The organism is Methylobacterium planeticum (genome assembly GCF_008806345.1).
GTDB lineage: Bacteria > Pseudomonadota > Alphaproteobacteria > Rhizobiales > Beijerinckiaceae > Methylobacterium > Methylobacterium planeticum.
On the sequence record NZ_VZZJ01000036.1, the window covers coordinates 16,180 to 39,169 of the forward strand.

18 protein-coding genes and 1 pseudogene are annotated in these 22,990 nt (G+C 72.7%); 11 read left to right on the plus strand and 8 right to left on the minus strand.

Features of this window, described 5'->3' with window-relative positions:
• Nucleotide 1 precedes the first annotated feature (1 nt).
• The 4 genes from F6X51_RS24790 (at nucleotide 2) to F6X51_RS24805 (ending at nucleotide 6,196) form a co-directional block, all read left to right on the plus strand.
• Nucleotides 2–2,518: a putative bifunctional diguanylate cyclase/phosphodiesterase gene (locus F6X51_RS24790; protein WP_150966520.1), complete on the plus strand. Its 2,517-nt coding sequence runs from the start codon at nucleotides 2–4 to the stop codon at nucleotides 2,516–2,518.
• Between the two features lie 258 nt (nucleotides 2,519–2,776).
• Nucleotides 2,777–4,582 carry an acyl-CoA thioesterase gene (locus tag F6X51_RS24795; RefSeq protein WP_150966522.1) on the plus strand — a complete coding sequence of 602 codons (1,806 nt, stop codon included), beginning with the start codon at nucleotides 2,777–2,779 and terminating at the stop codon, nucleotides 4,580–4,582.
• A 172-nt stretch (nucleotides 4,583–4,754) separates the two neighbouring features.
• A complete protein-coding gene (locus F6X51_RS24800) occupies nucleotides 4,755–5,804 on the plus strand; it encodes a fumarylacetoacetate hydrolase family protein (RefSeq protein ID WP_150966524.1) in 1,050 nt (349 codons plus the stop codon).
• Nucleotides 5,805–6,007: 203 nt separating this feature from the next.
• Entirely contained in the window at nucleotides 6,008–6,196 is a 189-nt protein-coding gene (locus F6X51_RS24805; protein WP_150966526.1) for a DUF1192 family protein, read from the plus strand.
• Nucleotides 6,197–6,266: 70 nt separating this feature from the next.
• Here the strand turns inward: F6X51_RS24805 and rocD are convergent, their stop codons facing one another.
• Nucleotides 6,267–7,466, minus strand: a complete 1,200-nt coding sequence (rocD, locus tag F6X51_RS24810) for an ornithine--oxo-acid transaminase (RefSeq protein WP_150966528.1) — start codon at nucleotides 7,464–7,466, stop codon at nucleotides 6,267–6,269.
• Nucleotides 7,467–7,778: 312 nt separating this feature from the next.
• Here rocD and dctA point away from each other — a divergent pair, with 312 nt between their 5' ends.
• The 5 genes from dctA to F6X51_RS24835 all read left to right on the plus strand — a co-directional run bounded on the left by dctA (nucleotide 7,779) and on the right by F6X51_RS24835 (nucleotide 13,294).
• Nucleotides 7,779–9,095: a C4-dicarboxylate transporter DctA gene (gene dctA, locus F6X51_RS24815; protein ID WP_150966530.1), complete on the plus strand. Its 1,317-nt coding sequence runs from the start codon at nucleotides 7,779–7,781 to the stop codon at nucleotides 9,093–9,095.
• A gap of 614 nt (nucleotides 9,096–9,709) precedes the next feature.
• Entirely contained in the window at nucleotides 9,710–10,294 is a 585-nt protein-coding gene (locus tag F6X51_RS24820; RefSeq protein ID WP_246696991.1) for a PAS domain-containing protein, read from the plus strand.
• A gap of 133 nt (nucleotides 10,295–10,427) precedes the next feature.
• Nucleotides 10,428–10,814 (plus strand): DUF6894 family protein, encoded by a 387-nt coding sequence (locus F6X51_RS28760; protein WP_246696992.1) that lies wholly within the window; start codon nucleotides 10,428–10,430, stop codon nucleotides 10,812–10,814.
• A 225-nt stretch (nucleotides 10,815–11,039) separates the two neighbouring features.
• Nucleotides 11,040–11,297 carry a hypothetical protein gene (locus tag F6X51_RS24830; protein ID WP_150966534.1) on the plus strand — a complete coding sequence of 86 codons (258 nt, stop codon included), beginning with the start codon at nucleotides 11,040–11,042 and terminating at the stop codon, nucleotides 11,295–11,297.
• A 188-nt stretch (nucleotides 11,298–11,485) separates the two neighbouring features.
• A complete protein-coding gene (locus F6X51_RS24835) occupies nucleotides 11,486–13,294 on the plus strand; it encodes an adenine deaminase (protein WP_150966535.1) in 1,809 nt (602 codons plus the stop codon).
• A gap of 11 nt (nucleotides 13,295–13,305) precedes the next feature.
• Here the strand turns inward: F6X51_RS24835 and ureG are convergent, their stop codons facing one another.
• From ureG to rocF, 7 genes are all read right to left on the minus strand, one after another.
• A complete protein-coding gene (gene ureG / locus F6X51_RS24840) occupies nucleotides 13,306–13,920 on the minus strand; it encodes an urease accessory protein UreG (RefSeq protein ID WP_150966537.1) in 615 nt (204 codons plus the stop codon).
• 9 nt (nucleotides 13,921–13,929) lie between these two features.
• Nucleotides 13,930–14,658, minus strand: a complete 729-nt coding sequence (locus F6X51_RS24845; RefSeq protein WP_150966539.1) for an urease accessory protein UreF — start codon at nucleotides 14,656–14,658, stop codon at nucleotides 13,930–13,932.
• Nucleotides 14,597–15,130 carry an urease accessory protein UreE gene (locus F6X51_RS24850; protein ID WP_150966541.1) on the minus strand — a complete coding sequence of 178 codons (534 nt, stop codon included), beginning with the start codon at nucleotides 15,128–15,130 and terminating at the stop codon, nucleotides 14,597–14,599. Before F6X51_RS24850 ends, F6X51_RS24845 begins: the two co-directional genes overlap by 62 nt.
• 19 nt (nucleotides 15,131–15,149) lie before the next feature.
• Nucleotides 15,150–16,913 carry an urease subunit alpha gene (ureC, locus tag F6X51_RS24855; protein ID WP_150966543.1) on the minus strand — a complete coding sequence of 588 codons (1,764 nt, stop codon included), beginning with the start codon at nucleotides 16,911–16,913 and terminating at the stop codon, nucleotides 15,150–15,152.
• 5 nt (nucleotides 16,914–16,918) lie between these two features.
• On the minus strand, nucleotides 16,919–17,539 hold the full coding sequence (locus tag F6X51_RS24860; RefSeq protein WP_150966545.1) for an urease subunit gamma: 621 nt from the start codon (nucleotides 17,537–17,539) through the stop codon (nucleotides 16,919–16,921).
• A 596-nt stretch (nucleotides 17,540–18,135) separates the two neighbouring features.
• Nucleotides 18,136–19,032, minus strand: a complete 897-nt coding sequence (locus F6X51_RS24865) for an urease accessory protein UreD (protein WP_150966547.1) — start codon at nucleotides 19,030–19,032, stop codon at nucleotides 18,136–18,138.
• A 261-nt stretch (nucleotides 19,033–19,293) separates the two neighbouring features.
• Nucleotides 19,294–20,241 (minus strand): arginase, encoded by a 948-nt coding sequence (gene rocF / locus F6X51_RS24870; protein WP_150966549.1) that lies wholly within the window; start codon nucleotides 20,239–20,241, stop codon nucleotides 19,294–19,296.
• A gap of 223 nt (nucleotides 20,242–20,464) precedes the next feature.
• Here rocF and puuE point away from each other — a divergent pair.
• Nucleotides 20,465–21,358 (plus strand): annotated as a pseudogene (gene puuE / locus F6X51_RS24875) (allantoinase PuuE); the annotation flags it as partial.
• Between the two features lie 228 nt (nucleotides 21,359–21,586).
• On the plus strand, nucleotides 21,587–22,888 hold the full coding sequence (gene urtA / locus F6X51_RS24880; protein ID WP_150966571.1) for an urea ABC transporter substrate-binding protein: 1,302 nt from the start codon (nucleotides 21,587–21,589) through the stop codon (nucleotides 22,886–22,888).
• The last annotated feature ends 102 nt before the right edge of the window (nucleotides 22,889–22,990 follow it).

Consider the following 22,990-nt stretch of genomic DNA (forward strand, 5'->3'; position numbering starts at 1 on the left):
CATGGCAAGTCCGCGACAGACGAAGACCGGGCCCGGCGCCGCCCGGCCGCGGCCGGCACCGCGGCCCGCGTCCTTGCCGGGCCGCCTCGGCGCGACGGGGGGGCGGCTGCGGCGCTGGCTCTGGCCGGGGCCCGCCGCGCAGGCGGCCCCCGAGGCCTCCGAGACGGCGCCGGCCGAGTTCGAGCGCTACGTCCTGGCGACGCGCTTCGGCCAGCTCGACGAGACCCTGAAGCTCGCCAACTACTCCGCCGTGACCCACGTGATCGTGGCGGCGGCGGTGCTGGTCTTCTTCTGGGGCGAGGCGTCGGCCAGCTACCTGATCGGCCTGTTCGTCGTCGTGACGACGACGAGCTGCATCGCGGTGGCGGCGGCCTGGGCCCATCGGCGCCAGCATTCCGAGTCGATGTCGGATGCCGACATCGCCCTCGGCTACCGGGTCTCGAACCTGATCGCCGTCGCCCTCGGGGCCGCCTGGGGCACGATGCCGATCGCCCTGTTCTCGTCGTCGGACAGCGACCACCGCATGCTGGTGGTGGCGATCGCCGCCGGCCTGATCGCCGACGCCTACGTGATCGGGCCGATCCTGTCGGTCGCCCTCGTCTTCACCGTGCCGCTGGTGGCCGGGAGCTTCCTCGGCCTCGCCCGCAGCGGGGAGCTGATCGGCGCGCACCTGGCGATCCTGCTCACGGTCTACGCCGCCTTCGTGCTGTTCAGCGTGCGGCGGATGAGCCACCTGTCCTACCAGCGCATCCTCGACCGCGTCCGCGTCAGCGATCAGAACGAGACCATCGGGCTTCTCCTGCACGAGTTCGAGGAGAGCACGAGCGACTGGCTCTGGGAGACGGACCGTGCCGGCTGCTTCAACCACGTCTCCCCCCGGGTCGCGCAGGTGGCCGGCCGGACGGTCGAGGCGCTGCAGGGCTCGCCCTTCGCGGCGTTCCTGGCCGGCGGGGCGGACCGCGCCCTCGGGGCCGGCGGTCCGGAGGTCCTGGCCCTGATCCGGGGCCGGACCGCCTTCCGCGACCACGTGGTCGAGCTGCCGCGGGGCGAGGAGACGCGCTGGTGGCAGCTCAGCGGCAAGCCGGCCTACGACAAGGCCGGCCGCTTCACGGGCTTCCGCGGCGTCGGCTCGGACATCACGGCGAGCCGCAAGTCCGAGGACCGCATCGCCTTCCTGGCGAGCTACGACCCCCTGACGGGCCTCGCCAACCGCGCCCTGTTCCAGGACCGCGCCACCAGCGAGTGCGCCCGGGCCGCCGTCTCGGGCACGTCCTGCGCGCTGCTCTACCTCGACCTCGACGGCTTCAAGGTCGTCAACGACACCTTCGGGCACGGGGTCGGCGACCAGCTCCTGCGCAGCGTCGCGGCCCGGCTCCAGCCCCTGAACGGGGAGGGCGTCTGGATCTTCCGCCTCGGCGGCGACGAGTTCGCGGTGCTGCAGCGCTGCAACGGCACCGCGGAGGCGATCGCGCTGGCCGAGCGCCTGATCGCCCTCGTCAGCGCCTCCTACCTGATCGACGCCGTCAAGGCCGAGATCGGCGTCAGCGTCGGCATCGCCCTGACGCCCCAGAACGCCGAGGACCCCGAGAGCCTGCTGCGCAAGGCCGACCTCGCCCTCTACCGGGCGAAAGCCAAGGGCAAGGGCAGCTTCTACGTCTTCGAGAACGAGCTGGAGGTGACGCAGCGCGCCCGCCGCGAGCTCGAGGCGGACATCAAGCTCGCCATCGAGCGCAACGAGCTCGCGCTGCACTACCAGCCCCTGACCAGCCTGCGCGACGGGCGGGTCGTCTGTTTCGAGGCGCTGCTGCGCTGGAACAACCCGGCCCGCGGCTCCGTCTCGCCGGTGGAGTTCATCCCCGTGGCGGAGGCGACCGGCATGATCGTCGCCATCGGCCGCTACGTCCTGCGCCAGGCCTGCCGCGAGGCGGCGCGCTGGCCCCGCCACATCCGCGTCGCCGTCAACATCTCGCCGATCCAGTTCCGCACCACCGGCTTCGTCGAGGACATCGCGGCGGCGCTCGCGTCGACCGGGCTCGACCCGGACCGGCTCGAGATCGAGATCACCGAATCGGTCTTCCTCGACAAGACCGCCATCACGATGACCAACCTCAACGAGCTGCGCGGCATGGGCATCCGCATCGCGCTCGACGATTTCGGCACGGGCTACTCGTCGCTCAGCTACCTGGCGAAGTTCCCCGTCGACAAGATCAAGATCGACCGCTCCTTCGTGCGCGACATCAACTCCTCGGACGAGAGCCTCGCGGTCATCGAGGCGATCCTGGCGATCGCCCAGAAGCTGTCGATCTCGGTGACGGCGGAGGGCGTCGAGACCGCCGAGCAGGCCCGGATCCTGAAGGCCCGCAACTGCAGCGACATCCAGGGCTACATCCTGAGCCCGGCCCGGCCCGCCGGCGAGATCTTCGACATCATCGACCGCATCCCGCAGGATTTCGCGCGCCTGCTCCCCGCGGAGGCGCCCCGCATCTGGGCGAGCCCCGTGCGCGCCGTCGGGGCCTGACCGGGCGCCCACCGCCCCACCGCCACCACCAGACCTCGGGCGCATCGCCGCAGCCGCGATCCGGAGCCGGGCGTTGCCTTGTCGGGACGTGTTGCCCGGCGGGGACAGACGCCGCCGGCCCGAGGCGCCATGATGGGGTCCGGTACCGTACGGGTGATGGCCCCCGAGGCGCGGGGGCGGCGGGGGGCTCCGCGTCGCGACGGCCCGCCGGCCGGGCGGCCCGGGGTCATCGCCCCCGGTCATCGCGTGCGAGGATCGATGACTCTGCGGACGCTGCGCTCCCTCGGTTGGGCCCCGACGATCGGCCTGTCCTGGCTCTGGGGCCTCGGCTTCTTCTACTCCATCCACGTCACCCTGACGTATGGCTGGCTCGGCTTCCTCGCCTTCGCGGGGCCGAACGCGGCGGGGCTCTACCTCTTCGGCCACGTCCTCGGGGCGCCCCACCGGAACCCCGCCGAGATCGTCCGGCGGGTGGAGGGCCGCTTCACCGGCCTGTTCCTGCTGGCCCAGGTCGCGGCGGTCGGCGTGACCGCCTACGGGCTCGTCGCCTACGTTCTGCTCCCGCTCTTCGGCCCGAACGCCCCGCTCGCGGCGATCCTCGTCCTGCTCGTCGGCGCCGCCACCGGACACGCGGCCTCGGTCCGGGCCCTGCGCTGGCTCCATGCGGGCTACCTCGCGGTCGGCGTCGCGGCGGCCCTCGTGGCGCTGGCGGGCCTCGCGGCGGGGCCGCCGGCGCCCCCCGTCCCCCTCGCGGCCTTCGACGAGCGCTTCTACGGCCTCGTCCTGCCCTCGCTGGTCGGCTTCCTCCTCGGCCCCTGGAGCGACGTGCAGCAATGGCAGCGGGTGGTGGCGATCCACCGGGACGGGGGCTCGATCCGGGTGGCCTATGCGGGCGGCGCGCTGCTGTTCCTCGGGCTCCTCGTCCTCAACGCGTCGCTCGCCGCCCTGTCCGGCCCCGGCGTCCTGATCCCCTCCGCCGACGGGATCCCGGGCGCCCAGGCCGCCGTGACCGGCGCGGTTGCCCGCGCGGGGATCGCCCCGGTGATCGGCGCCTACCTGCTCTGGACGCTCCTCGCGATGGTCTCGACCATCGACAGCTTCTACGCCGCCACCCGCTGGCTCCTGACCTCGGTGACGACCCGCAGCGTCAGCCCGATCCTCGCCTTCGTGCCCGCCGGCCTCGTCGCCTCGCCGCTCTGGACCCTCGCGGCCGCCCTCGCGGCCGCCGGGGCGGTCTGGTTCGCCGGCCTGTCGATGATGTACCTGATGCTGCCCTTCGCGACCCTGTTCGTGGGCGCCTCGCTCTGCCTCGTCTGCGAGACGGTGAGCGGGCGGCAGGGCTATGACGGCGTGCTCTGCGGCATGATCGGGCTCGCCGCCGCCCTGGTGTTCCTGGCGGGCTACATCGCGCCCGAGGGCGCGCTCCTGGGGATCTCCCCGATCGTCGGCGCCATCGGGGCGCTGCCGGCCCTCGGCGCCCTCGTCGGCCGCGCGAGCCCGCAGCCCCCGGCCGAGGCCGCCGGCGGGCCGCAGCCGCGGGCGGTCCCGACCCTCGTGGTGCCGCCGGAGGAGGCGGTGGCCTCCCACGGCTTCGACGGGCCCTGGTTCGTGCTGCAGCTGATCCCGACCTACGACGACACCAACTCGGTCGGGAACATCTACTTCGCCAATTACTTCCGCTGGGTCGGCAAGGCCCGGGAGCTGTTCTTCAACGTCTGCATGCCCGATTTCGACCTCGCCACCACGGGCTTCTACGTGTTGACGCGTTCCTTCACGCACGATTTCCGGCGGGAGGCCCGGGAGTTCGAGCCGATCTTCGTGCGCATCCGCATCGCGAGCCACAACCGGAAGTTCGTGACCCTGAGCCACGAGATCCACAGCCGGACGCAGGGGCTCCTGGGGCGGGGCGAGCAGACCCTGATGTTCGTCGACACGGTCCGCTACCGGCCCCTCGACATCCCGGCGAGCATCATGGCGGGCTTCATGCCCCACTTCGTCCGGGACGAGGCGGCCCCGCCGCTGCGGGCCCGCAGCGCCGCCGCGCTGATGCCCGAGGACGGCTGAGCCCCGCGCCGCACCCGTCCGGGGCCGGGCCTGACAGAGGTCCCGCCCTGTTGGGGACGCGTGCAATCTTCGCGTGCAATGCCGCGCCGCCCTCTTCAGTATGGGGTCGAGCCACGGACCACGGGCCGCTCCACGAGCCCGGGCCACGGCCGAGGGAACGCGCGAGGGCAGCATGACGGGTGATCGACGCGATTTTCTGAAGGCGACGGCGGCGGGGCTCGCCACCGCCTCGGTCGGCGGCCTGCCGGCGGCGGCGCAAGGACAAGGACAAGGCGGCAGCGGCGCCGGCGCCAGGGCGGGGGCAGCGGCCCGGACCTTCGCGATGCCCCGCGGCCTGACGCTCCTCAACCTGCGGCGCGCGGGCGGCTACGGCCTCGGCGTCAAGCTCGCGGGGGGCGTCCTCGACGTCACCGCCGCGGCCGAGAATCTCGGCCTGCCGGCGCCCGTCGACATGGACGACCTGCTGCAGAACGGCTGGGGCGCCGAGCTCGCGGCCGTGGTCGAGGCGGCGGGCAGCCGGCCCGACGCCCAGCTCCTCCTCGACCCGGACAAGGTCGCCTACGCGCCGCTCGTCACCCGGCCCGAGAAGATCATCATGATGGGCTTCAACTACCGCAGGCATGCCGAAGAGACGGACACGCCGATCCCCAAGGATCCGCCGCTGTTCAACAAGTACAACAACGCCCTCAACCACCACGGCGGCACGATCAAGCTGCCGACCGCCGCGGCGCGGGAGTTCGACTACGAGGTCGAGCTGGTGATGGTGTTCGGGCGCGAGTGCCGCGACGTCTCGGAGGCGGACGCGCTCGACTACGTGGCGGGCTACGCCACCGGCAACGACTTCAGCGCCCGCGACCTGCAGACGCTGACCTCGCAGTTCATGATCGGCAAGACCAGCGACGGGTTCGGGCCGCTCGGGCCCTACCTCGTCACCAGCGACCTCGTGAAGGACCCGAACAACCTGCGCCTCGAGACCCGGGTCAACGGCGTCCAACGCCAGGACTGGAACACCAACGACATGATCTTCAATTGCCGCCAGCTGATCAGCTTCGCCTCGAAGATCATGACCCTCAAGCCCGGGGACATCTTCTACACCGGCACGCCGCAGGGGGTGATCTTCGGCGAGAAGATCCCCCGCGCCGAGCGGCAATGGCTGAAACCCGGCGACCAGATCGCCTGCAGCCTCGAGGGCCTCGGCGAGCTCCGCTTCAGCCTGACCTGAAGCCCCGGCGCGGGCCGGAGAACGCAGGCAGGAGAACGCAGGCCGGAGGACGCTGGGCGTGGAACGCCGGGGCGCGCCAGGAGGGCGCGCGTCTCGGCACGGATCCGGACGGAACAAGATCTCGCCGCGCCGCTCCGGAGCCCTATCCTTTGAACCCGGCGCGCCCGGCTCGACCCGCCCGGGCCCAATCGGGAGACCGAACCATGGACGACGAGGCCTACGCCATCCGGACGCGCCCCGCGCACGAGATCGGCCAGAAGCTCGACGATCTCTCGGTCGACGATCTCGACTTGCGCATCGCGGCGCTCCGGGCCGAGATCGAGCGCCTGGAGGCGGCCCGCGCCGCCAAGCAGGCGGCCCTCGCGGCGGCCGGATCGATCTTCCGGCTCTGATCGCCCGCGGCGGCGGAGACGCCGCCGGCCCGAGCGGGAGCGCGCCCGCCCCGCCGACATCGTCGGCCCGTCACCCCGTCAGCACGGCCTCGATGCGCTCCATCGCCCAGTCGATCTCGTCGCGGGTGATGACGAGGGGCGGGGTGATGCGGATTGTGTGCTCGTGGGTGTCCTTGGCCAGCAATCCCCGCGCCCGCAGGGCCTCGACCACGGGGCGCGCCCCGCCGGCCTCCGGGTGGAACTCGATGGCGAGCATCAGGCCGCGCCCGCGCACCGCCCGGATGCGGTTGCTGCGCAGGGCCCCGAGCCGCTCCAGGAAGTAGGGCCCGAGGGTGGCGGCGTTCTCGATCATGCCCTCCTCGACCAGGACCCTCAGGGCCGCGCGCGCCACCGCGCAGGCGAGGGGGTTGCCCCCGAAGGTGCTGCCGTGCTGCCCCGGCTTCAGGGTGCCGAGCACGGCCGAGTTCGAGAGCACCGCCGAGATCGGGTAGAAGCCGCCGCCGAGCGCCTTGCCCACGAGGGTGACGTCGGCCACGATCCCCTCGTGCTCCTCGGCGAGCAGCCGCCCGGTGCGCCCGAGCCCGGTCTGGATCTCGTCGAGGATCAGGGTGATGCCGTGGCGCGTGCAGATCTCGCGCACCCGCCGCAGGTAGCCCGCGGGCGGGATGACGACGCCGGCCTCGCCCTGGATCGGCTCGACCAGGAACGCCACCGTGTCGGGGGTGATCGCGGCCTCCAGCGCCTGCGCGTCGCCGAAGGGCACGATGCGGAAGCCCGGCAGGAACGGGCCGAAGCCGCCGCGCGAATCCGGGTCCGTCGAGAACGAGACGATCCCGAGGGTGCGGCCGTGGAAATTGTCGGCGCAGACGATGATCTCGGCCCGGTCCTCGGGCACGCCCTTCACCTCGTAGCCCCACTTGCGGACGGCCTTGATGGCGGTCTCGACGGCCTCGGCGCCGCTGTTCATCGGCAGCACCTTGTGGGAGCCCGTCAGCCCCGCGAGCTCCTCGTAGAACAGGCCGAGCTGGTCGTTGCGGAAGGCCCGCGACGAGATCGTCAGGCGCCCGGCCTGCTCGGTGAGGGCGGCCAGGATCCTCGGGTGGCAATGGCCCTGGTTCACCGCCGAGTAGGCCGACAGGCAGTCGAGGTAGCGCCGCCCGTCCGTATCCGTGACCCAGACGCCCTCGCCCCGGGTCAGCACCACGTCGAGGGGCTTGTAGTTGTGGGCGCCGAGGCGGCTCTCGATCTCGATGAAATCCGGCTGGTACATCGTCGCGGGCCTCCTCGGCAGCGCGCCCGGCCGCGGGGCGGGCCGGCCGCGGCATCGGCCGTGCCCCCATCATAGCAGCCCCGGGGGCGCGGGGCAGGCCCGGGCCCCGGCGATTCCGGGCCTTTGCAGGCCTATGCCGGGCGCACGACTTCGAAGCCGGGGATCCGGGCCGTGGCTCTGGGCCGGCGAGACGCGACTGGCTCCCGTCTTGCCTGTACGCTCCGATTCGGAGATTCGGCGCGGCGACAGGCCCGGCCCGGCACCCCTGGCCGGCACCCCTGGCCGGCAGCCCCGGCCTGCGGGGAGGAACCCATGACGAGCGTGGCAGCGGCGGTCCCGGCCCGGCGCGCGGGGCTGCACCGATCCCTCTTCGTCCAGGTCCTCGCCGGCCTCCTCCTCGGCATCGCCCTCGGCATCCTGGCGCCGGATTTCGCGCAGGGGCTGAAGTTCTTCAGCGACGCCTTCCTGCGCCTCATCGGCATGATCGTGGCGCCGATCGTGTTCTGCGTCGTCGTCCACGGCATCGCGGGGGCGGGCGACCTCGGCAAGGTCGGGCGGGTCGGGGTCAAGGCCCTGATCTATTTCGAGGTCATGACGACGCTGGCCCTCGTGATCGGCCTCGTCCTCGCCTACGCGGTCGGCCCCGGCCACGGCATGAACATCGACCCGGCGAGCCTCGACCCGAAGGCGATGGCGGCGGCCTCCGAGAACGCCCGCAAGCTCCAGGGCAGCGGCGTCGGCAGCTTCATCCTCAACGTCCTGCCGCTGACGATCTTCGACGCCTTCGCGCGCAACGACGTGCTGCAGGTGCTGGTCTTCGCGATCCTGTTCGGGGTCAGCCTCGCGCTGGTCGGGGGCGAGACGGCCCGCAGCGTCAGCGGCTTCATCGAGAAGCTCTCGACGGTGCTGTTCCGGGCCATGGGGCTGATCGTGCGGCTCGCGCCCGTCGGCGTCCTCGGGGCGGTCGCCTACACGGTCGGGCGCTACGGCGTCGGCTCGCTGCAGCAGCTCGTCTCCCTGGTGCTGCTGTTCTACGCCGCGGTGCTGTTCTTCGTCCTCGTGGTGCTCGGCGCGGTGATGCGGCTCGCCGGCTTCTCGATCCTGCGCTTCCTCGCCTATCTGCGGGAGGAGCTGACCATCGTGCTCGCCACCGCCTCCTCGGACGCGGTGCTGCCGCAGGTGATGCGCAAGCTCGAGGCGATGGGCATCCGCCAATCCGTCGTCGGGCTCGTGGTGCCCACCGGCTACTCCTTCAACCTCGACGCCTTCTCGATCTACCTGACCCTCGCGGTGGTGTTCATCGCGCAGGCGACGAACACGCCGCTCGCCTTCACCGACCTCCTCGTGGTGCTCGGCGTCTCGCTCATCACCTCGAAGGGCGCGCACGGGGTGCCGGGCTCGGCCATCGTGATCCTGGCCGCGACCCTCAACGCGGTGCCGAGCATCCCGGCGATCGGCCTCGTGCTGGTACTCTCGGTGGATTGGTTCGTCGGCATGGCGCGCGCGGTCGGAAACCTCGTGGGCAATTGCGTCGCCACCGTCGTGGTGGCGGCCTGGGAGGGCGACATCGACCGGCCGCGGGCGCAGGCGGTCCTGGCCGGGGAGGACGTGCCCGAGGATGTCGCCTGAGGCGTCCCCGGGGATCGCCCGCGGACCCCGCGGGGCCCAACTCGACAGGCCGCCGGAACGGTGCGAACAAGGGCGCGGACGCCCCGCGCGAACCGGCCCGGGGCCAGGCCGATCCGCGGATCGCCGCGGATCATCGAATCACCGGAGCGCGCGCACGCATGTCGCCGGAGTTACGCGAATCGCGCGCGGCCCTGATCCTGCTCGCCGTGGCCGTGCTCTCCGTCCTCGTCTTCGGGGCGGTGACCCTGTTCAGCCAGATCGGTTGAGGCCTCGCCCGGCACCCGGGCGGCCGCGAGGGCGGTTGCGCGGCTTGGCCGCGCCAGAGAGCAACCTGCTGCATTTGAGCAAGTTTTTTTCAAGTGCCGTACGCCGGGTGCCGCGTCCAGACCTGCCGGATCGCCAGCATTCGCAAGCCATACCTGCCGGAATTAACCCTATTCGCAGGGATGCCACCGTACCGTGGCGAGCCCTGCAACTTCCCCGGGGCTGCCGCGTATGACGGGATCGCAGCTGTGCTCATGGCCGGCACAGCTTGAATAGTTTTTGCATTTGCGGACCTCGAAATGTATCCCCCGAGCCTCAGAGGAACCTCGCCGCGGAGGAAGGTCTTGTTCGTGAACGCGATCGACGGCGCCCGCGAGCCGCTCGACCATCTGAAGGCGGCCCTCGACGCCTCCGGAGTCGTCGGCACCTGGGCGTGGTCCGGCAGCCAGGACCAGTGCATCCTCGATGCCGGCGCCGCGAGTGTCCTCGCCGGGGACCCGGGGCTCGCCGGAACGCCGATCCGGCTGGAGCGCGCCAAGGCCTGCGTCCACCCCGACGACCGGGACGCGCTGTTCCGCCAGTTCCGCGCCCTCGGGCGCACCGGCGGCCTCTTCGTCGCCGAGTACCGCACCCTCTCGCCCTCGGGGCAGCTGCGCACGATCCTCGACCGCGGCCGCATCTTCCGCGACGCCGCCGGCACCGTCACGCACGGCCACGGCATCATCCTGGACGTCACCGAGAGCAGCCGCGCGGTGCCGATCCCGGAGGCGGCGCAGCAGCCCCTCGAGCGCGCCGCCGGCCACGCCATCGCCTGCCGGAGCGCCATCGACGAGCTCGGCGTCGCCGATCTGCGCCTGCTCGTCGACATGCTGCTCCTGCGCCTCGGGCAGGAACTCGGGCGGAGCGTCCGCGCCAGCGCCGGCGACCTGCACTGATCGGTCCGGCGAATCCCGTCTCGGGGCGCGTCACGCCGGGTGACATGGGCCGGCTTTCGGGCCACACTCGCGGCCCGGTCCAGGGTGGCGAAAAGCCCGGGCCTCGGTTGGGGGCAGGGCGACGGAAGCTGCCATGCCGAAATACTTCTTCGACGTCCGGACCCCGTCGGGGGTCGTCTGCTCCGATTACCAGGGACTCGATTGTCCCGACGCCGCGGCGGCCCTCTCGGAGGCCCAGCACGGCGCGCGCTTCGTGACACCCGGGGATTGCGCCCGGAACCCGATCTTCTCCGGCTACAGGTTCGCCGTCACCGACGAGGCGCACGAGCTTCTGTTCACGGTGCCCTTCACCGACCTGCAGCTCGACGACGACCCGCCGCCCGCCAAGGCTCCCATGCAGGCCCCCGTGCAGGCCCAGGCCCCCGTGCAGGCCCAGGCCCCCGTGCAGGCGGCCGCCCGGCGCAAGCGCAGCCGCACCGGCGCCCCGGCCCGCGCGAGCCGCGCCGCCCGGCCCGCCTGACGAAGCCGGCGACGGCCCGCGTCCCGGGGAGCGGGCGACGGCCCCCCGTGTGGCTTCCCGGCGACAGGTGCCGGACACGCGGTCCCGCCCCGGGGCCGCCGCCGGACCGATGTGCAGAATCGCACGCCATCGCGGCATCCGCGTCCTTAGACATGAGCGCGCAACACAGGTTCCAGGGCCGGTCCGCGCTCAGCCGCGGACGGCCGAAGCGAAGATGCACGCCCCATGAAGACGCCCCTGTCCGCAGCCACCCTGGCGCTCGGCATCGTCCTCGCGCTGCCCCTGGCCCCCGCCCTTGCCGAGGGCCGCAAGCCCACCGGCCGTCCCTCCCTCGACGCGACCAGCCAGAGCTTCGCGGTCCGGATGAACCGGCTCGATGCCCTGATGGGCGCGCCGCCCTCCGCGAGCCTCCTGTCGCGCGCGGCCGCCCCCGGCGCCGTCCGCCACACCGGCCGCATCCGCGACGCCAACGCCGAGCGCTGAGGCGGCCGGCGTCCCGGCCCCGGAGAGATCCCGCGCCGGCCGGTCCCGCACCCGCGGGGCCGGCCGTCTTCCTGTCGGGGGCCCCGTGAGGGGCCCCCGACAGGGCCGATCCGTGGCATGATGCGTGCCCGCCGGAGGGGATGCGGCCGGAGGCGGCCGCCCCCGGGACCCGAAGCACGAGGCTGCCCATGACCGAGACGCGTCCCCTCACGCGCTATGGCGTCGAGCCCCTGTCCGCCCTGACGCGCCGGCTCGCCGATGTCGCGGGGGGACGCGCCGAGCCCGACCTCGTGATCACGGGCGCGCGGGTGCTCTCGGTCTATTCGGAGCGCATCCTGCCCGAGCGCGAGGTCTGGATCGTGGGCGGGCGCATCGCGGCGGTCAAGCCCGCCGGGGTGCACCGGGGCGGGGCGCCGCGCTACGATGCCCGGGGCGGCCTGCTCGGCCCCGGCCTCGTCGACCCGCACCTGCACATCGAGAGCAGCATGGTCACGGCCTGCGCCTACGCGGAGGCGGCGCTCCTCAACGGCACCACCACGATCGTCTGCGACAGCCACGAGATCGGCAACGTGCTCGACGCGAAGGGCATCGCCTGGATGCTCGAGGACGCGCGGGCGGCCGCGCTCAACATCTACCTGACGGTGCCCAGCACGGTGCCGGCGACCTCGCCGGACCTCGAGACCGCGGGGGGCGACCTGACGCCGGAGAAGATCGCCGCCCTGTTCGATGCCTGGCCCGAGGCGATCGGCCTCGGCGAGAAGATGGATTTCGTGGCGGTCGCCGAGGGCGATCCCCGCGCCCACGCCATCCTGCGGGCGGCGCTGGAGCGCGGGCGCCCGGTCTCGGGCCACATCTACGGCCGGGACTTCGTGAGCGCCTACGCGGCGAGCGGCGTCACCGACACCCACGAGGCCATCGACCGGGACATCGCCGACGACCTGCTCGAGGCCGGGCTCTGGATCTACCTGCGGGGCGGCCCGCCGACGACGCCCTGGCACAGCCTGCCCAAGGCCATCGGGACGATCTCGGATTACGGCGCCGCCTGGAAGCGGGTCTGCGTCTGCACCGACGACCGCGATGCCGACGACCTCCTCGAATTCGGCCTCGACTACGTGGTGCGCGAGGCGGTGCGCCACGGCATCCCGAAGCCCGCCGCCTGGGCCATGGGCTCGCTGCACCCGGCCACCCGCTACGGCCTCGACGGGGAGATCGGCGGGTTCGGCGGCGGGCGCCGGGCCGACCTCGTCCTCCTCGACGACGACCTCGTGCCCCAGGCGACGTGGTACGGCGGCGAGCTCGTGGTTGAGAACCGCCGCATCACCCCCCGGCTCGAGGCGGCCATGTCGCGGCCCTACCGCTACCCCGAGCCCGCCTACGCCACCGTGCACCTGCCCGCGCCGCTGCCCGCCCTGGTGCCGGCGCTGCCCGCCGGCCCCTGCACGGTCAACGCCATCCGCACCACCCTGCCGGGCATCGAGCTCGTCCACGAGCGCGTGCCGGTGACGCCCGGGCCCGACTGGGCCGCGACCCTCGCCGGCAACGACCTCTGCCACGTGGCCGTGGTGGAGCGGCACGGCCTGCGCGGCAGCGTCGCGCACGGGCTGCTGCGCGCCTTCGGGCTCCGGCGCGGCGCCGTGGCGAGCAGCGTCGGCCACGATTCGCACAACCTCGTGGTGGCGGGGCTGGACGAGGCCGACATGCGGGTCGCCCTCGACGCCATCCGGGCGAGCCAGGGCGGCGTCTGCGTGGTCGAGGCGGGCCGGGTCGTCGCGATGGTGCCCCTGCCCGTGGCCGGGCTCCTCTCGGACAAGCGCGTCGGCGCCGTCGCCGCCGAGGTGAGGGCCCTCAAGGCCGCCTGGACCGAGGCCGGCTGCAGCATCCCCTATATGGGCTTCAACCTGATCCCCCTCTCGGTGATCCCGCAGATCCGGCTCACCGACCGGGGCCTGGTGCTGGTGCCGGAGATGCGCCTCGTGCCACTGTTCGAGCCGGCCTGACGCCGCCCCGCTCAGCCGAGGCCCCCCGCCGTCTCGATGAAGCGCGCGACGACGTCCGCCCCGTGGCCCTCGCGCAGCGAGGCGAAGACGTAGGGCCGGCTGCCGCGCATGCGCCGAGTGTCCGCCTCCATCACCCCGAGATCGGCGCCGACGAGGGGCGCGAGGTCGGTCTTGTTGACGATCAGCAGGTCCGAGCGGGTGATGCCGGGGCCGCCCTTGCGGGGGATCTTCTCGCCGCCGGCCACGTCGATGACGTAGAGGGTGAGGTCGGCGAGCTCCGGCGAGAAGGTCGCCGCGAGGTTGTCGCCGCCGGATTCGATCAGAACGAGGTCGAGCTTGGGGAATTTCCGGCGCATCTCCGCCACCGCCGCGAGGTTGATCGAGGCGTCCTCGCGGATCGCCGTGTGCGGGCAGCCCCCGGTCTCGACGCCCATGATGCGCTCCTCCGGCAGCGCCCCCGCCACCGTGAGCAGGCGCGCATCCTCCTTGGTGTAGATGTCGTTGGTGATGGCGCAGATCTCGTAGCGCTCCCGGAAGCGCTTGCAGAGCTGCTCCATCAGCGCCGTCTTGCCGGAGCCGACGGGGCCGCCGATGCCGACGCGCAGGGGACCGTTCTGGCCAGTCATGTCAGTGCCTCACGAGCGGAAGATGCGGGAATACTGGGTCTCGTGCCGGAGGGTGCCGAGATCGAGGCGCAGCGTCGCGGAACCGAGATCGTCGAGGCCGGCCCCCCTGACGGATTCCGCCAGCGCGGCGACCCGGGGGCTGAGGGCGGCGACGACCCGCATGCCGGCGCTCTGGCCGATCGGCGCGATCCGGAGCGCCGCCGAGACGAGGTTCTGCACGAAGGCGAGGCCGCTGGCCGCCGTGAGGGGACCGAGCGCCATGGCGTGCGCGCCCGCGGCGGTCCCGAGCGCCACCGGGTAGGCCACGGCGCCGGGGAGCGCGCCGGCCAGCGCCTCGAGGGCCGGGCAGGGCCAGGCGGCGCGGGTCGCGTCGAGGAAGCTGCGGCCCTGCTGGCTCGTCTCGAGATGGAGCTCTCGCGATGGGGCCAGCGCCAGCGCGAGGTCGTTCAGCGCGGACAGCTCCGCGTGGTCGCCCGCCCGGGCGGCGCGGTGGGCGTGGCCGAGCAGGATCATGTCGTTGCGCCCCGCCCCCCGCTCCAGCACGTCGGCGAGCCAGGCCTCGAGGCTCGCGGCGTCGCGCACGTCGCCGGCCTCCACGGCCCATTCGAGGCCGTGCGAGTAGGCGTAGGCGCCGACCGGGTAGGTCGGCGACAGCCACGCCATCAGCCGCAGCGCCTCAAGCGTCGGCAAGTGGGTGGACATGGGGGTGGTCATGGGGGTGGGCATGCGGGTGGGCATGCGGGTGGTCATGACCCTGCGCCGGGTCGTGTCCGTGCCCGCCCGCGTAGGCGCCGCCCTCGGGGCGGAACGGGCGGGTGACGGGCTCGGCGCTGCCGCCGAGGCCCCGCACCATCGCGGCGAGCACGTGGTCGTCCCCGATATAGACCGCGTCCTCGGTGATCTCGGCCGGGATGTGGCGGTTGCCGATGTGCCAGATCAGGCGCTGGAGGGCGAGGCGCGAGGGCGCCCGGATGGCGAGCAGGCGCTCGGGCGCGGCCTCGACCCAGACGAGGCGCCCGTCCTCGAGGGCGAGGGCGTCGCCGTCGTCGAGGATGGCGGGCTCGGGCAGGTCGAGGAGGAACGCGAGCCCGCCGACGCCCCGCATGGCGAGGCGGCGGCGGTGGCGGTCGCCGTGGTCGAGGACGATGCGGTCGACGATCTCGGCGGCCCCGAGATGGTCGCGGCGGACGACGCGGATGGCGCGCAGCATGGTCAGGACCGGGGCCGGCTCAGAACAGGAAGTAGCGCTGCGCCATCGGCAGCACCTCGGCGGGCTCGCAGACCAGCAGGGCGCCGTCGGCGCGCACGTCGTAGGTCTCGGGGTCGACCTCGATCACCGGGGTGGCGTCGTTGAGGATCATGCTCTTCTTCGAGATGCCGCCGCGCACGTTCTCGACGGCGACGAGGTCCTTCTGCACGCCGAGGCGCCCGCGCAGATCGTCCTCGAGCGCGGCCTTCGAGACGAAGGTCAGCGCGGTGGCGTAGGGGGCGCGGCCGTAGGCGCCGAACATCGGGCGGTAATGCACGGGCTGGGGCGTCGGGATCGAGGCGTTGGGGTCGCCCATCGGCGCCACCGCGATCATGCCGCCCTTGAGCACGAGGTCGGGCTTCACCCCGAAGAAGGCCGGGGTCCAGAGCACGAGGTCGGCGAGCTTGCCCGGCTCCACCGAGCCGACATGCCGCGAGACCCCGTGGGCGATGGCCGGGTTGATCGTGTACTTGGCGATGTAGCGGCGCGCCCGCAGGTTGTCGTTGCCTGACGCGTCGCCCGGCAGGCTGCCGCGCTGGCGCTTCATCTTGTCGGCGGTCTGCCAGGTGCGGATCGCGACCTCGCCGACCCGGCCCATGGCCTGGCTGTCCGAGGACATCATCGAGAGCGCCCCGAGATCGTGCAGGATGTCCTCGGCCGCGATCGTCTCCCGGCGGATGCGGCTCTCGGCGAAGGCCAGGTCCTCGGGGATCGACGGATCGAGGTGGTGGCACACCATCAGCATGTCGAGATGCTCGTCGATGGTGTTGCGGGTGTAGGGCCGCGTCGGGTTGGTGGAGGAGGGGAGCACGTTCGACAGCCCCGCCACCTTGATGATGTCCGGCGCGTGGCCGCCCCCCGCCCCCTCGGTGTGGAAGGCGTGGATGGTGCGGCCCCGGAAGGCCGCGATCGTGTCCTCGACGAAGCCCGATTCGTTGAGGGTGTCGGTGTGGATCATCACCTGCACGTCGTGGGCGTCGGCCACGCTCAGGCAGGTGTCGATGGCCTGGGGCGTCGTGCCCCAATCCTCGTGCAGCTTCAGCGCGCAGGCCCCGGCCCGCACCATCTCGACGAGGCTGTCGGGGCGCGAGGCGTTGCCCTTGCCGGCAAACGCGAGGTTCATCGGGAAGGCGTCGACGGCCTCGATCATCCGGGCGATGTGCCAGGGCCCCGGCGTGCAGGTGGTGGCGAAGGTGCCGTGCGCCGGCCCGGTGCCGCCGCCCAGCATCGTGGTGATGCCCGAGCACAGGGCCTCCTCGATCTGCTGCGGGCAGATGAAGTGGATGTGGCTGTCGAAGCCCCCGGCGGTGAGGATCTTGCCCTCGCCCGCGATCACCTCGGTGCCGGGCCCCACGATGATGTCGACTCCCGGCTGCACGTCCGGGTTGCCGGCCTTGCCGAGCCGGACGATGCGCCCGCGCTTGATCCCGACATCGCACTTCACCACGCCCCAATGGTCGAGCACCACCGCGTTGGTGATCACCGTGTCGACGGCGCCGCCGGCATTCGTCACCTGCGACTGCCCCATCCCATCGCGAATGACCTTGCCGCCGCCGAACTTCACCTCCTCGCCGTAGGTGGTGAGGTCGCGCTCCACCGCGATCTCGAGGCTGGTGTCGGCGAGCCGGATGCGGTCGCCGACCGTCGGCCCGAACATCGCCGCGTAGGCGGCGCGGGGGAGGGCGGCGGGCTTCGGGGTGTTCGGCGGGCGGGGGGCGCTCGGGGGATTGGTGGGGTTCGCCATGGCCTTCAGAGCTTTCCCATCACGTCGCCGCGGAAGCCGTAGACGGTGCGGCCGCCGGAGAGGGGCACCAGCGCGACCTCGCGGGTCGAGCCCGGCTCGAAGCGCACGGCGGTGCCCGGCGCGATGTCGAGGCGCTGGCCCCGCGCCTTCTCGCGCTCGAAGACGAGCCCCGGATTGACCTCGTAGAAGTGGTAGTGCGAGCCGACCTGGACCGGCCGGTCGCCGGTATTGGCCACCGTCACCAGGGTGCGGGGGGCGCCGGCGTTGAACACGATCTCGCCGGGCAGGGTCGTGACCGTCCCGGGCACGTCGTCCGAGGGGGCGCCGCGGATCGGGTGGTGGACGGTGACGAGCTTGGTCCCGTCCGGGAACGTCGCCTCGACCTGGATGTCGTGGATCATCTCGGCGATTCCCGGCATCACCTGGTCGGCGGTGAGGACCTGCGCGCCGGCCTGCATCAATTCGGCGACGCTGCGCCCGTCCCGCGCCCCCTCGACCACGCAATCGGTGATCAGCGCCACCGCCTCCGGATGGTTCAGCCTGACGCCCCGCGCGAGCCGGTTCCGGGCGACCTGCGCGGCCATGGCGACGAGGAGCTTGTCCTTCTCGCGAGGGGTGAGCAGCACGATGCGGGTCTCCGGGGGCGGGCCGGCCGGGGCCGGTGCGGGGGGAGAGCAAGGATCATGCTGGGCCGGGGGTCAAGGGGTGGCGGGCTCGCTGTGCGCGGCGCCGATTCAGACGACATTCGGGCAACGATCAGGGATCGGGCCGATCGGGGCATTCTCCCGAAAACAGGAGGGACGCACGATCCGACGTCTCGGATGACGGGGCCGGCGCCGACGAACGCCAAAGCCCCACCTCTCCCGCACGGGAGAGGGGGCGCGTCGCGCCGCCCGCGCCCATCAACCCGTCCTCCCGGAACGGCGGCCCGCCCCACCTCTCCCGTCCGGGAGAGGTCGAGTGCGCGACAGCGCACCGGGTGAGGGGTGCGACCTTTCCGGACAAGGCGCATCCCTCACCCCAACCCTCTCCCGCACGGGTGAGGGGGCGCGTCGTGCCACCCGCGCCATTTCCGACACGTGCGCCCTCATCAGAACTCACCGGCAAGCGCCCCGGAGCGACGCCCTGGCGCGAATGGCGGTGCGCCCCCCCTCTCCCGGACCGGAGAGGGGACCCGCGGTGGGGCCGGTCGTCGCGGTGACGGACTTGCGAGGGGCCCCCCTCACATCTGCCACACCCGCGGCAGCGCCTCGTCGCGATAGCCCGTCCAGAAGGCCGCCACGGCCCGCCGGAGGGCGTCCGCGTCCGGGGCCAGCATGCGCACGGCCAAAAAGCCGTTCCAGGCGCTGGCGCCCGCCTCGACGCCGCCGGGACTGTTGGTGCCGGCGGCCTCCAGGAGGGCGCGGGCCTCCGCGAGGCGGGATTCGGCCTCCGGCGAGAGGTCGAGGAGGGTCGCCAGCGCCCGGGCGCCGCCGCCGAGGGCCGGGCGGGCGAGGCGCTCCGTGACCGGGCCCGAGAGGGCGAGGTGGTCCGCGTAGACGAGGCGGCCGCCGCGGCGGATGCGCCAGACATCGGAGAAGAGCCCGGTCTCGACGCGCTCCCCGTGGGCGGCGCGGCCGAACAGCACCGCCTCGCCGACGAGGAGCCGGGCGTCGGGGGCGAGGTCGGCCTCGAGGCGGCGCGCGAGCCGGGCCCGGTCGTACAGGATCGTCTCCTGCGGCAGCCAGGCGAGGCGGGCGCCGGCCCCGAGGCAGAGGCGGTTCGCGATGCGGCTCACCGGGCCGTCCGAGCGGTAGACCTTCTCCGCCGCCGTCGTGGTCAGGACGAGGTCGGCGCCGGGCTCCAGGGCGACGTCGACCGAGACCTCGTCGCCGCAGGCGATGCCCCCGGCCGTGTTGACCAGGATCGCCTCCACCCGCGGGCCCGTCCGCCGGGGGAAGCGCAGGCGCGACGGGCCGGATTCCGCGAGGTCGCGGATGATGCTCGCGCCCCCGGGGACGGCCACCCCGACGCGCAGGCTCACCGCGCCCTGCGAGCGCTGGCGCCCGGGCGGGGCCGGACCCTCCGCATCCGCCCGCGCCGCATCCCCGGGCACCGGGCCCGCCGCGCGCTCCGTCATGCGTGGGCCCGCCGGATGCGTGTCGGGGTGGGGGCGGCACGCCGCGCCCCCTCTCCCGTGCGGGAGAGGGTTGGGGTGAGGGGTGCGACGTATCCGGAGGGGTCGCACCCCTCACCCGGTGCGCGTGCCGCGCACTCGACCTCTCCCGTGCGGGAGAGGGTTGCCCGCGGAGCGGGCCGGATCAGGCGAGGACGGGTGCGCCGCCCCGGGGCGGGACCGGGCAGGGGGGTGGGCATGCGGGGATCCTCGGGGCGCGCGGGGTCAGGCGCCCGGGTCGCGGGGGACGGCCTCGATGACGGGGGTCGGGCGGTCGAGGATGCGGCGGCCGAACAGGCTCGCCACCAGCTCCACCAGCACCCGGGCGCTGCGGCCGCGCTCGTCGAGGAAGGGGTTGAGCTCGACCACGTCGAGGGAGCGCACCAGCCCGGAATCGCAGAGCATCTCCATGATCAGGTGGGCCTCCCGGAAGGTCGCGCCCCCCGGCACCGTGGTGCCGACCCCCGGCGCGATGCCGGGATCGAGGAAGTCGATGTCGAGGCTGACATGCAGGTGGTCGCCCGCCGCCGCCACCCGCTCCAGCACCCGCCGGAGGGGGGCGACGACGCCGAACTCGTCGATCGCCCGCATGTCCGTGACGGCGACCTGCCGGGCGGTGACGAGGGCGCGCTCCCCCGCATCGATCGAGCGCAGGCCGAACAGGTGGAGCTGCCGCGGGTCGAGGCGGGGCCGGTCGGCCTCGTCCGCGAACAGCCCGTCGAAGCCGGGCTCGCCGCAGAGGGCGGCGAGCGGCATGCCGTGCATGTTGCCCGACGGCGAGGTCTCCGGCGTGTTGAAATCCGCGTGCGCGTCGAGCCAGAGCACCGTCAGGGTCCGCCCGGTGCGGGCGCAGTGGCGCAGCGCCCCGTCGACCGAGCCGAGGGAGAGGCTGTGGTCGCCCCCCGCCACCACCGGCAGGTCGCCGGCCGCGAGGCTCGCCTCGACCCGCCCCGAGAGCGCCCGGGTCCAGGCCGCCACGGCGGGCAGGCCGCGGGCGTCGCGCGGGCAATCCGGCACCACGTCGCCGAGATCCGTCACCGCGTGGCCGAGATCGGCGAGCGTGCGCACCAGCCCCGCCGTGCGCAGGGCCGCCGGACCCATCAGGGCGCCGGGCTCGCTGGTGCCGACCTCGATCGGCGCCCCGATGATCGCGATCCTGGCGGTTGCATCCATGTCGGGTCCCGGCATCCTGTCTCGGCGCGTGCGGGCCCGATCCTAGCCGCGGTTGCCGACCGCGCGAAGGCGGCGCGAGACCGCCGGACCGCTCATGAACTGGTCCAAGCCGCGTTCCGGGGTCCGGACCCGCTCGGACGGACCTTGACGGGACGGTCCGCAGGCCGTTTCGCTCGCGCCCTGAGCCCCTGCCCTCGAGACCCCGCTCTGCAAGGCGAATGCCGTGACCTATCCCCGCGACCTGATCGGCTACGGCCGCACCCCGCCCCGGGCGGACTGGCCCGGCGGCGCCCGCATCGCCCTGCAGATCGTCCTGAACTACGAGGAGGGCGGCGAGAGCTCGATCCTCCACGGGGACCCGGCCTCCGAGGCCTTCCTGTCCGAGATCGTCGGCGCCGAGCCCTGGCCGGGGCAGCGCCACATGAACATGGAATCCCTCTACGAATACGGCTCCCGCGCCGGATTCTGGCGTCTTCACAGGCACTTCACCGAGCGCCGGATCCCCCTGACGGTGTTCGGCGTCGCCACCGCGCTCGCCCGCAACCCCGAGGCCGTCGCGGCCATGCGGGAGGCCCGGTGGGAGATCGCCAGCCACGGCCTCAAGTGGATCGACTACCGGGGCTTCACGCCCGAGGCCGAGGCCGCCCACATGGACGAGGCGATCCGGATCCACGCCGCCGTCACCGGCGCGCCCCCCGAGGGCTGGTACACCGGCCGCTCCTCGGCCCACACCCTCGACCTCGGCATCGCCCGGGGCTTCACCTACCTGTCGGATTCCTACGCGGACGACCTGCCCTACTGGCTGCGCACCGGGGCTGGCACCGGCCTCGTCGTGCCCTATACCCTCGACGCGAACGACATGCGCTTCGCCACCCCCCAGGGGTTCAACGCGGGCGACCAGTTCTTCAGCTACCTGCGCGACAGCTTCGACGTGCTCTACGCCGAGGGCGCGACCACCCCCAGGATGCTCTCGGTCGGCCTGCATTGCCGCCTCGCCGGGCGGCCCGGCCGGACCGCGGCCCTCCTGCGCTTCCTCGACCACGTGGCGGCGCACGAGCATGTCTGGATCGCCCGGCGCGTCGACATCGCCCGCCACTGGATCGCCCGCCACCCGGCCTGATGGCCGCTTGCGCAGCATCAGCACAGATTTTCATCATGTCTGCGGACCGCGACGGCAGATTTCCGGGCCTCCCCGGGGCCGGACGGCCGCGATCGGTGCGGATCCGGACCGAATCTCCGCCTTCGCCTAAAAAATAGCCTGATCGCCTAGAAGGTTATCGAGCTTGGCACATCCTTTGCCATGCGGGCCTGCATCCGAAAAGGGCAGGGGAACCGCATGAGCAAGATGAAGCAGATCACGCGCCGGACCGCGCTCGGGGGCTGGCTCACGGCCGCCGCCCTGGCGGGAAGCCTGGGGCTTGCCGCCTCCGGGCCGGCCGCCGCGCAGGAGACCATCAAGGTGGGCATCCTGCACTCGCTCTCGGGCACGATGGCGATCTCCGAGACCACCCTCAAGGACGCCATGCTGATGCTCATCGCCGAGCAGAACAAGCGCGGCGGCCTGCTCGGCAAGAAGCTCGAGCCGGTGGTGGTCGATCCGGCCTCGAACTGGCCGCTCTTCGCCGAGAAGGCCCGCGAGCTGATCTCCAAGGACAAGGTCTCGGCGGTGTTCGGCTGCTGGACCAGCGTCTCGCGCAAGTCCGTGCTGCCGGTCTTCAAGGAGCTCGACTCGATCCTGTTCTACCCGGTCCAGTACGAGGGCGAGGAGAGCGAGCGCAACGTCTTCTACACTGGCGCCGCCCCGAACCAGCAGGCGATCCCCGCCGTCGACTACCTCGCCAAGGACGAGGGCATCCAGCGCTGGGTGCTGGAGGGCACCGACTACGTCTACCCGCGCACCACGAACAAGATCCTCGAAGCCTACCTCAAGGCGAAGGGCGTGGCGCCGGAGGACATCTCGATCAACTACACGCCCTTCGGCCAGTCGGACTGGCAGACCCGCGTCGCCGCGATCAAGGCCTTCGGCTCGGCCGGCAAGAAGACCGCCGTGGTCTCGACCATCAACGGCGACGCCAACGTGCCGTTCTACAAGGAGCTCGCCAACCAGGGCATCAAGGCCACCGACATCCCGGTGGTCGCCTTCTCGGTGGGCGAGGAGGAGCTCGCCGGCGTCGACACCAAGCCGCTCCTCGGCCACCTCGCGGCCTGGAACTATTTCCAGTCGATCGAGACGCCCGAGAACAAGGCCTTCATCGAGCAGTGGCGCGCCTTCACCAAGAACCCGAAGCGCGTCACCAACGACCCGATGGAGGCCCATTACATCGGCTTCAACATGTGGGTGAAGGCCGTCGAGAAGGCCGGCAGCACCGATCCCGACAAGGTGATCGCGGCGCTGCCCGGCATCGAGCAGAAGAACCTCACCGGCGGCACCGCCACCATGCTGCCGAACCACCACGTCACGAAGCCGGTCTTCATCGGCGAGATCAAGGATGGCGGCCAGTTCGACGTCGTCTGGAAGACCGAGGGGCTGATCCCCGGCGAGGCGTGGTCGAAGCAGCTCGAGGGCTCGAAGGACCTCGAGGCCGACTGGGTGAAGCTCAATTGCGGCAACTACAACACCAAGACCAAGAAGTGCGGCGGCGCCTGAGGCCGTGAGCAAGGCTCCTCCCCCACCCGGGGGCGGGGCCGGGACGGACGCCCCGCGCCGCGCGCGGATCTCTCCCGATCCATCCCCATCACCGGCTCCTCC

Excerpts from the sequence above, each read along its gene's own strand:
- F6X51_RS24800 (WP_150966524.1), top strand. The coding sequence starts at position 4,755 with ATGACGGGTGATCGACGCGATTTTCTGAAGGCGACGGCGGCGGGGCTC.
- F6X51_RS24795 (WP_150966522.1), top strand. The coding sequence starts at position 2,777 with ATGACTCTGCGGACGCTGCGCTCCCTCGGTTGGGCCCCGACGATCGGC.
- F6X51_RS24790 (WP_150966520.1), top strand. The coding sequence starts at position 2 with ATGGCAAGTCCGCGACAGACGAAGACCGGGCCCGGCGCCGCCCGGCCG.
- dctA (WP_150966530.1), top strand. The coding sequence starts at position 7,779 with ATGACGAGCGTGGCAGCGGCGGTCCCGGCCCGGCGCGCGGGGCTGCAC.
- F6X51_RS24830 (WP_150966534.1), top strand. The coding sequence starts at position 11,040 with ATGAAGACGCCCCTGTCCGCAGCCACCCTGGCGCTCGGCATCGTCCTC.
- F6X51_RS24805 (WP_150966526.1), top strand. The coding sequence starts at position 6,008 with ATGGACGACGAGGCCTACGCCATCCGGACGCGCCCCGCGCACGAGATC.
- F6X51_RS24850 (WP_150966541.1), bottom strand. The coding sequence starts at position 15,130 with ATGCTGCGCGCCATCCGCGTCGTCCGCCGCGACCATCTCGGGGCCGCC.
- F6X51_RS24865 (WP_150966547.1), bottom strand. The coding sequence starts at position 19,032 with ATGACGGAGCGCGCGGCGGGCCCGGTGCCCGGGGATGCGGCGCGGGCG.
- F6X51_RS24845 (WP_150966539.1), bottom strand. The coding sequence starts at position 14,658 with ATGCCCACCCGCATGCCCACCCCCATGACCACCCCCATGTCCACCCAC.
- F6X51_RS24835 (WP_150966535.1), top strand. The coding sequence starts at position 11,486 with ATGACCGAGACGCGTCCCCTCACGCGCTATGGCGTCGAGCCCCTGTCC.
- urtA (WP_150966571.1), top strand. The coding sequence starts at position 21,587 with ATGAAGCAGATCACGCGCCGGACCGCGCTCGGGGGCTGGCTCACGGCC.
- rocF (WP_150966549.1), bottom strand. The coding sequence starts at position 20,241 with ATGGATGCAACCGCCAGGATCGCGATCATCGGGGCGCCGATCGAGGTC.
- rocD (WP_150966528.1), bottom strand. The coding sequence starts at position 7,466 with ATGTACCAGCCGGATTTCATCGAGATCGAGAGCCGCCTCGGCGCCCAC.
- F6X51_RS28760 (WP_246696992.1), top strand. The coding sequence starts at position 10,428 with ATGCCGAAATACTTCTTCGACGTCCGGACCCCGTCGGGGGTCGTCTGC.
- ureG (WP_150966537.1), bottom strand. The coding sequence starts at position 13,920 with ATGACTGGCCAGAACGGTCCCCTGCGCGTCGGCATCGGCGGCCCCGTC.
- ureC (WP_150966543.1), bottom strand. The coding sequence starts at position 16,913 with ATGGCGAACCCCACCAATCCCCCGAGCGCCCCCCGCCCGCCGAACACC.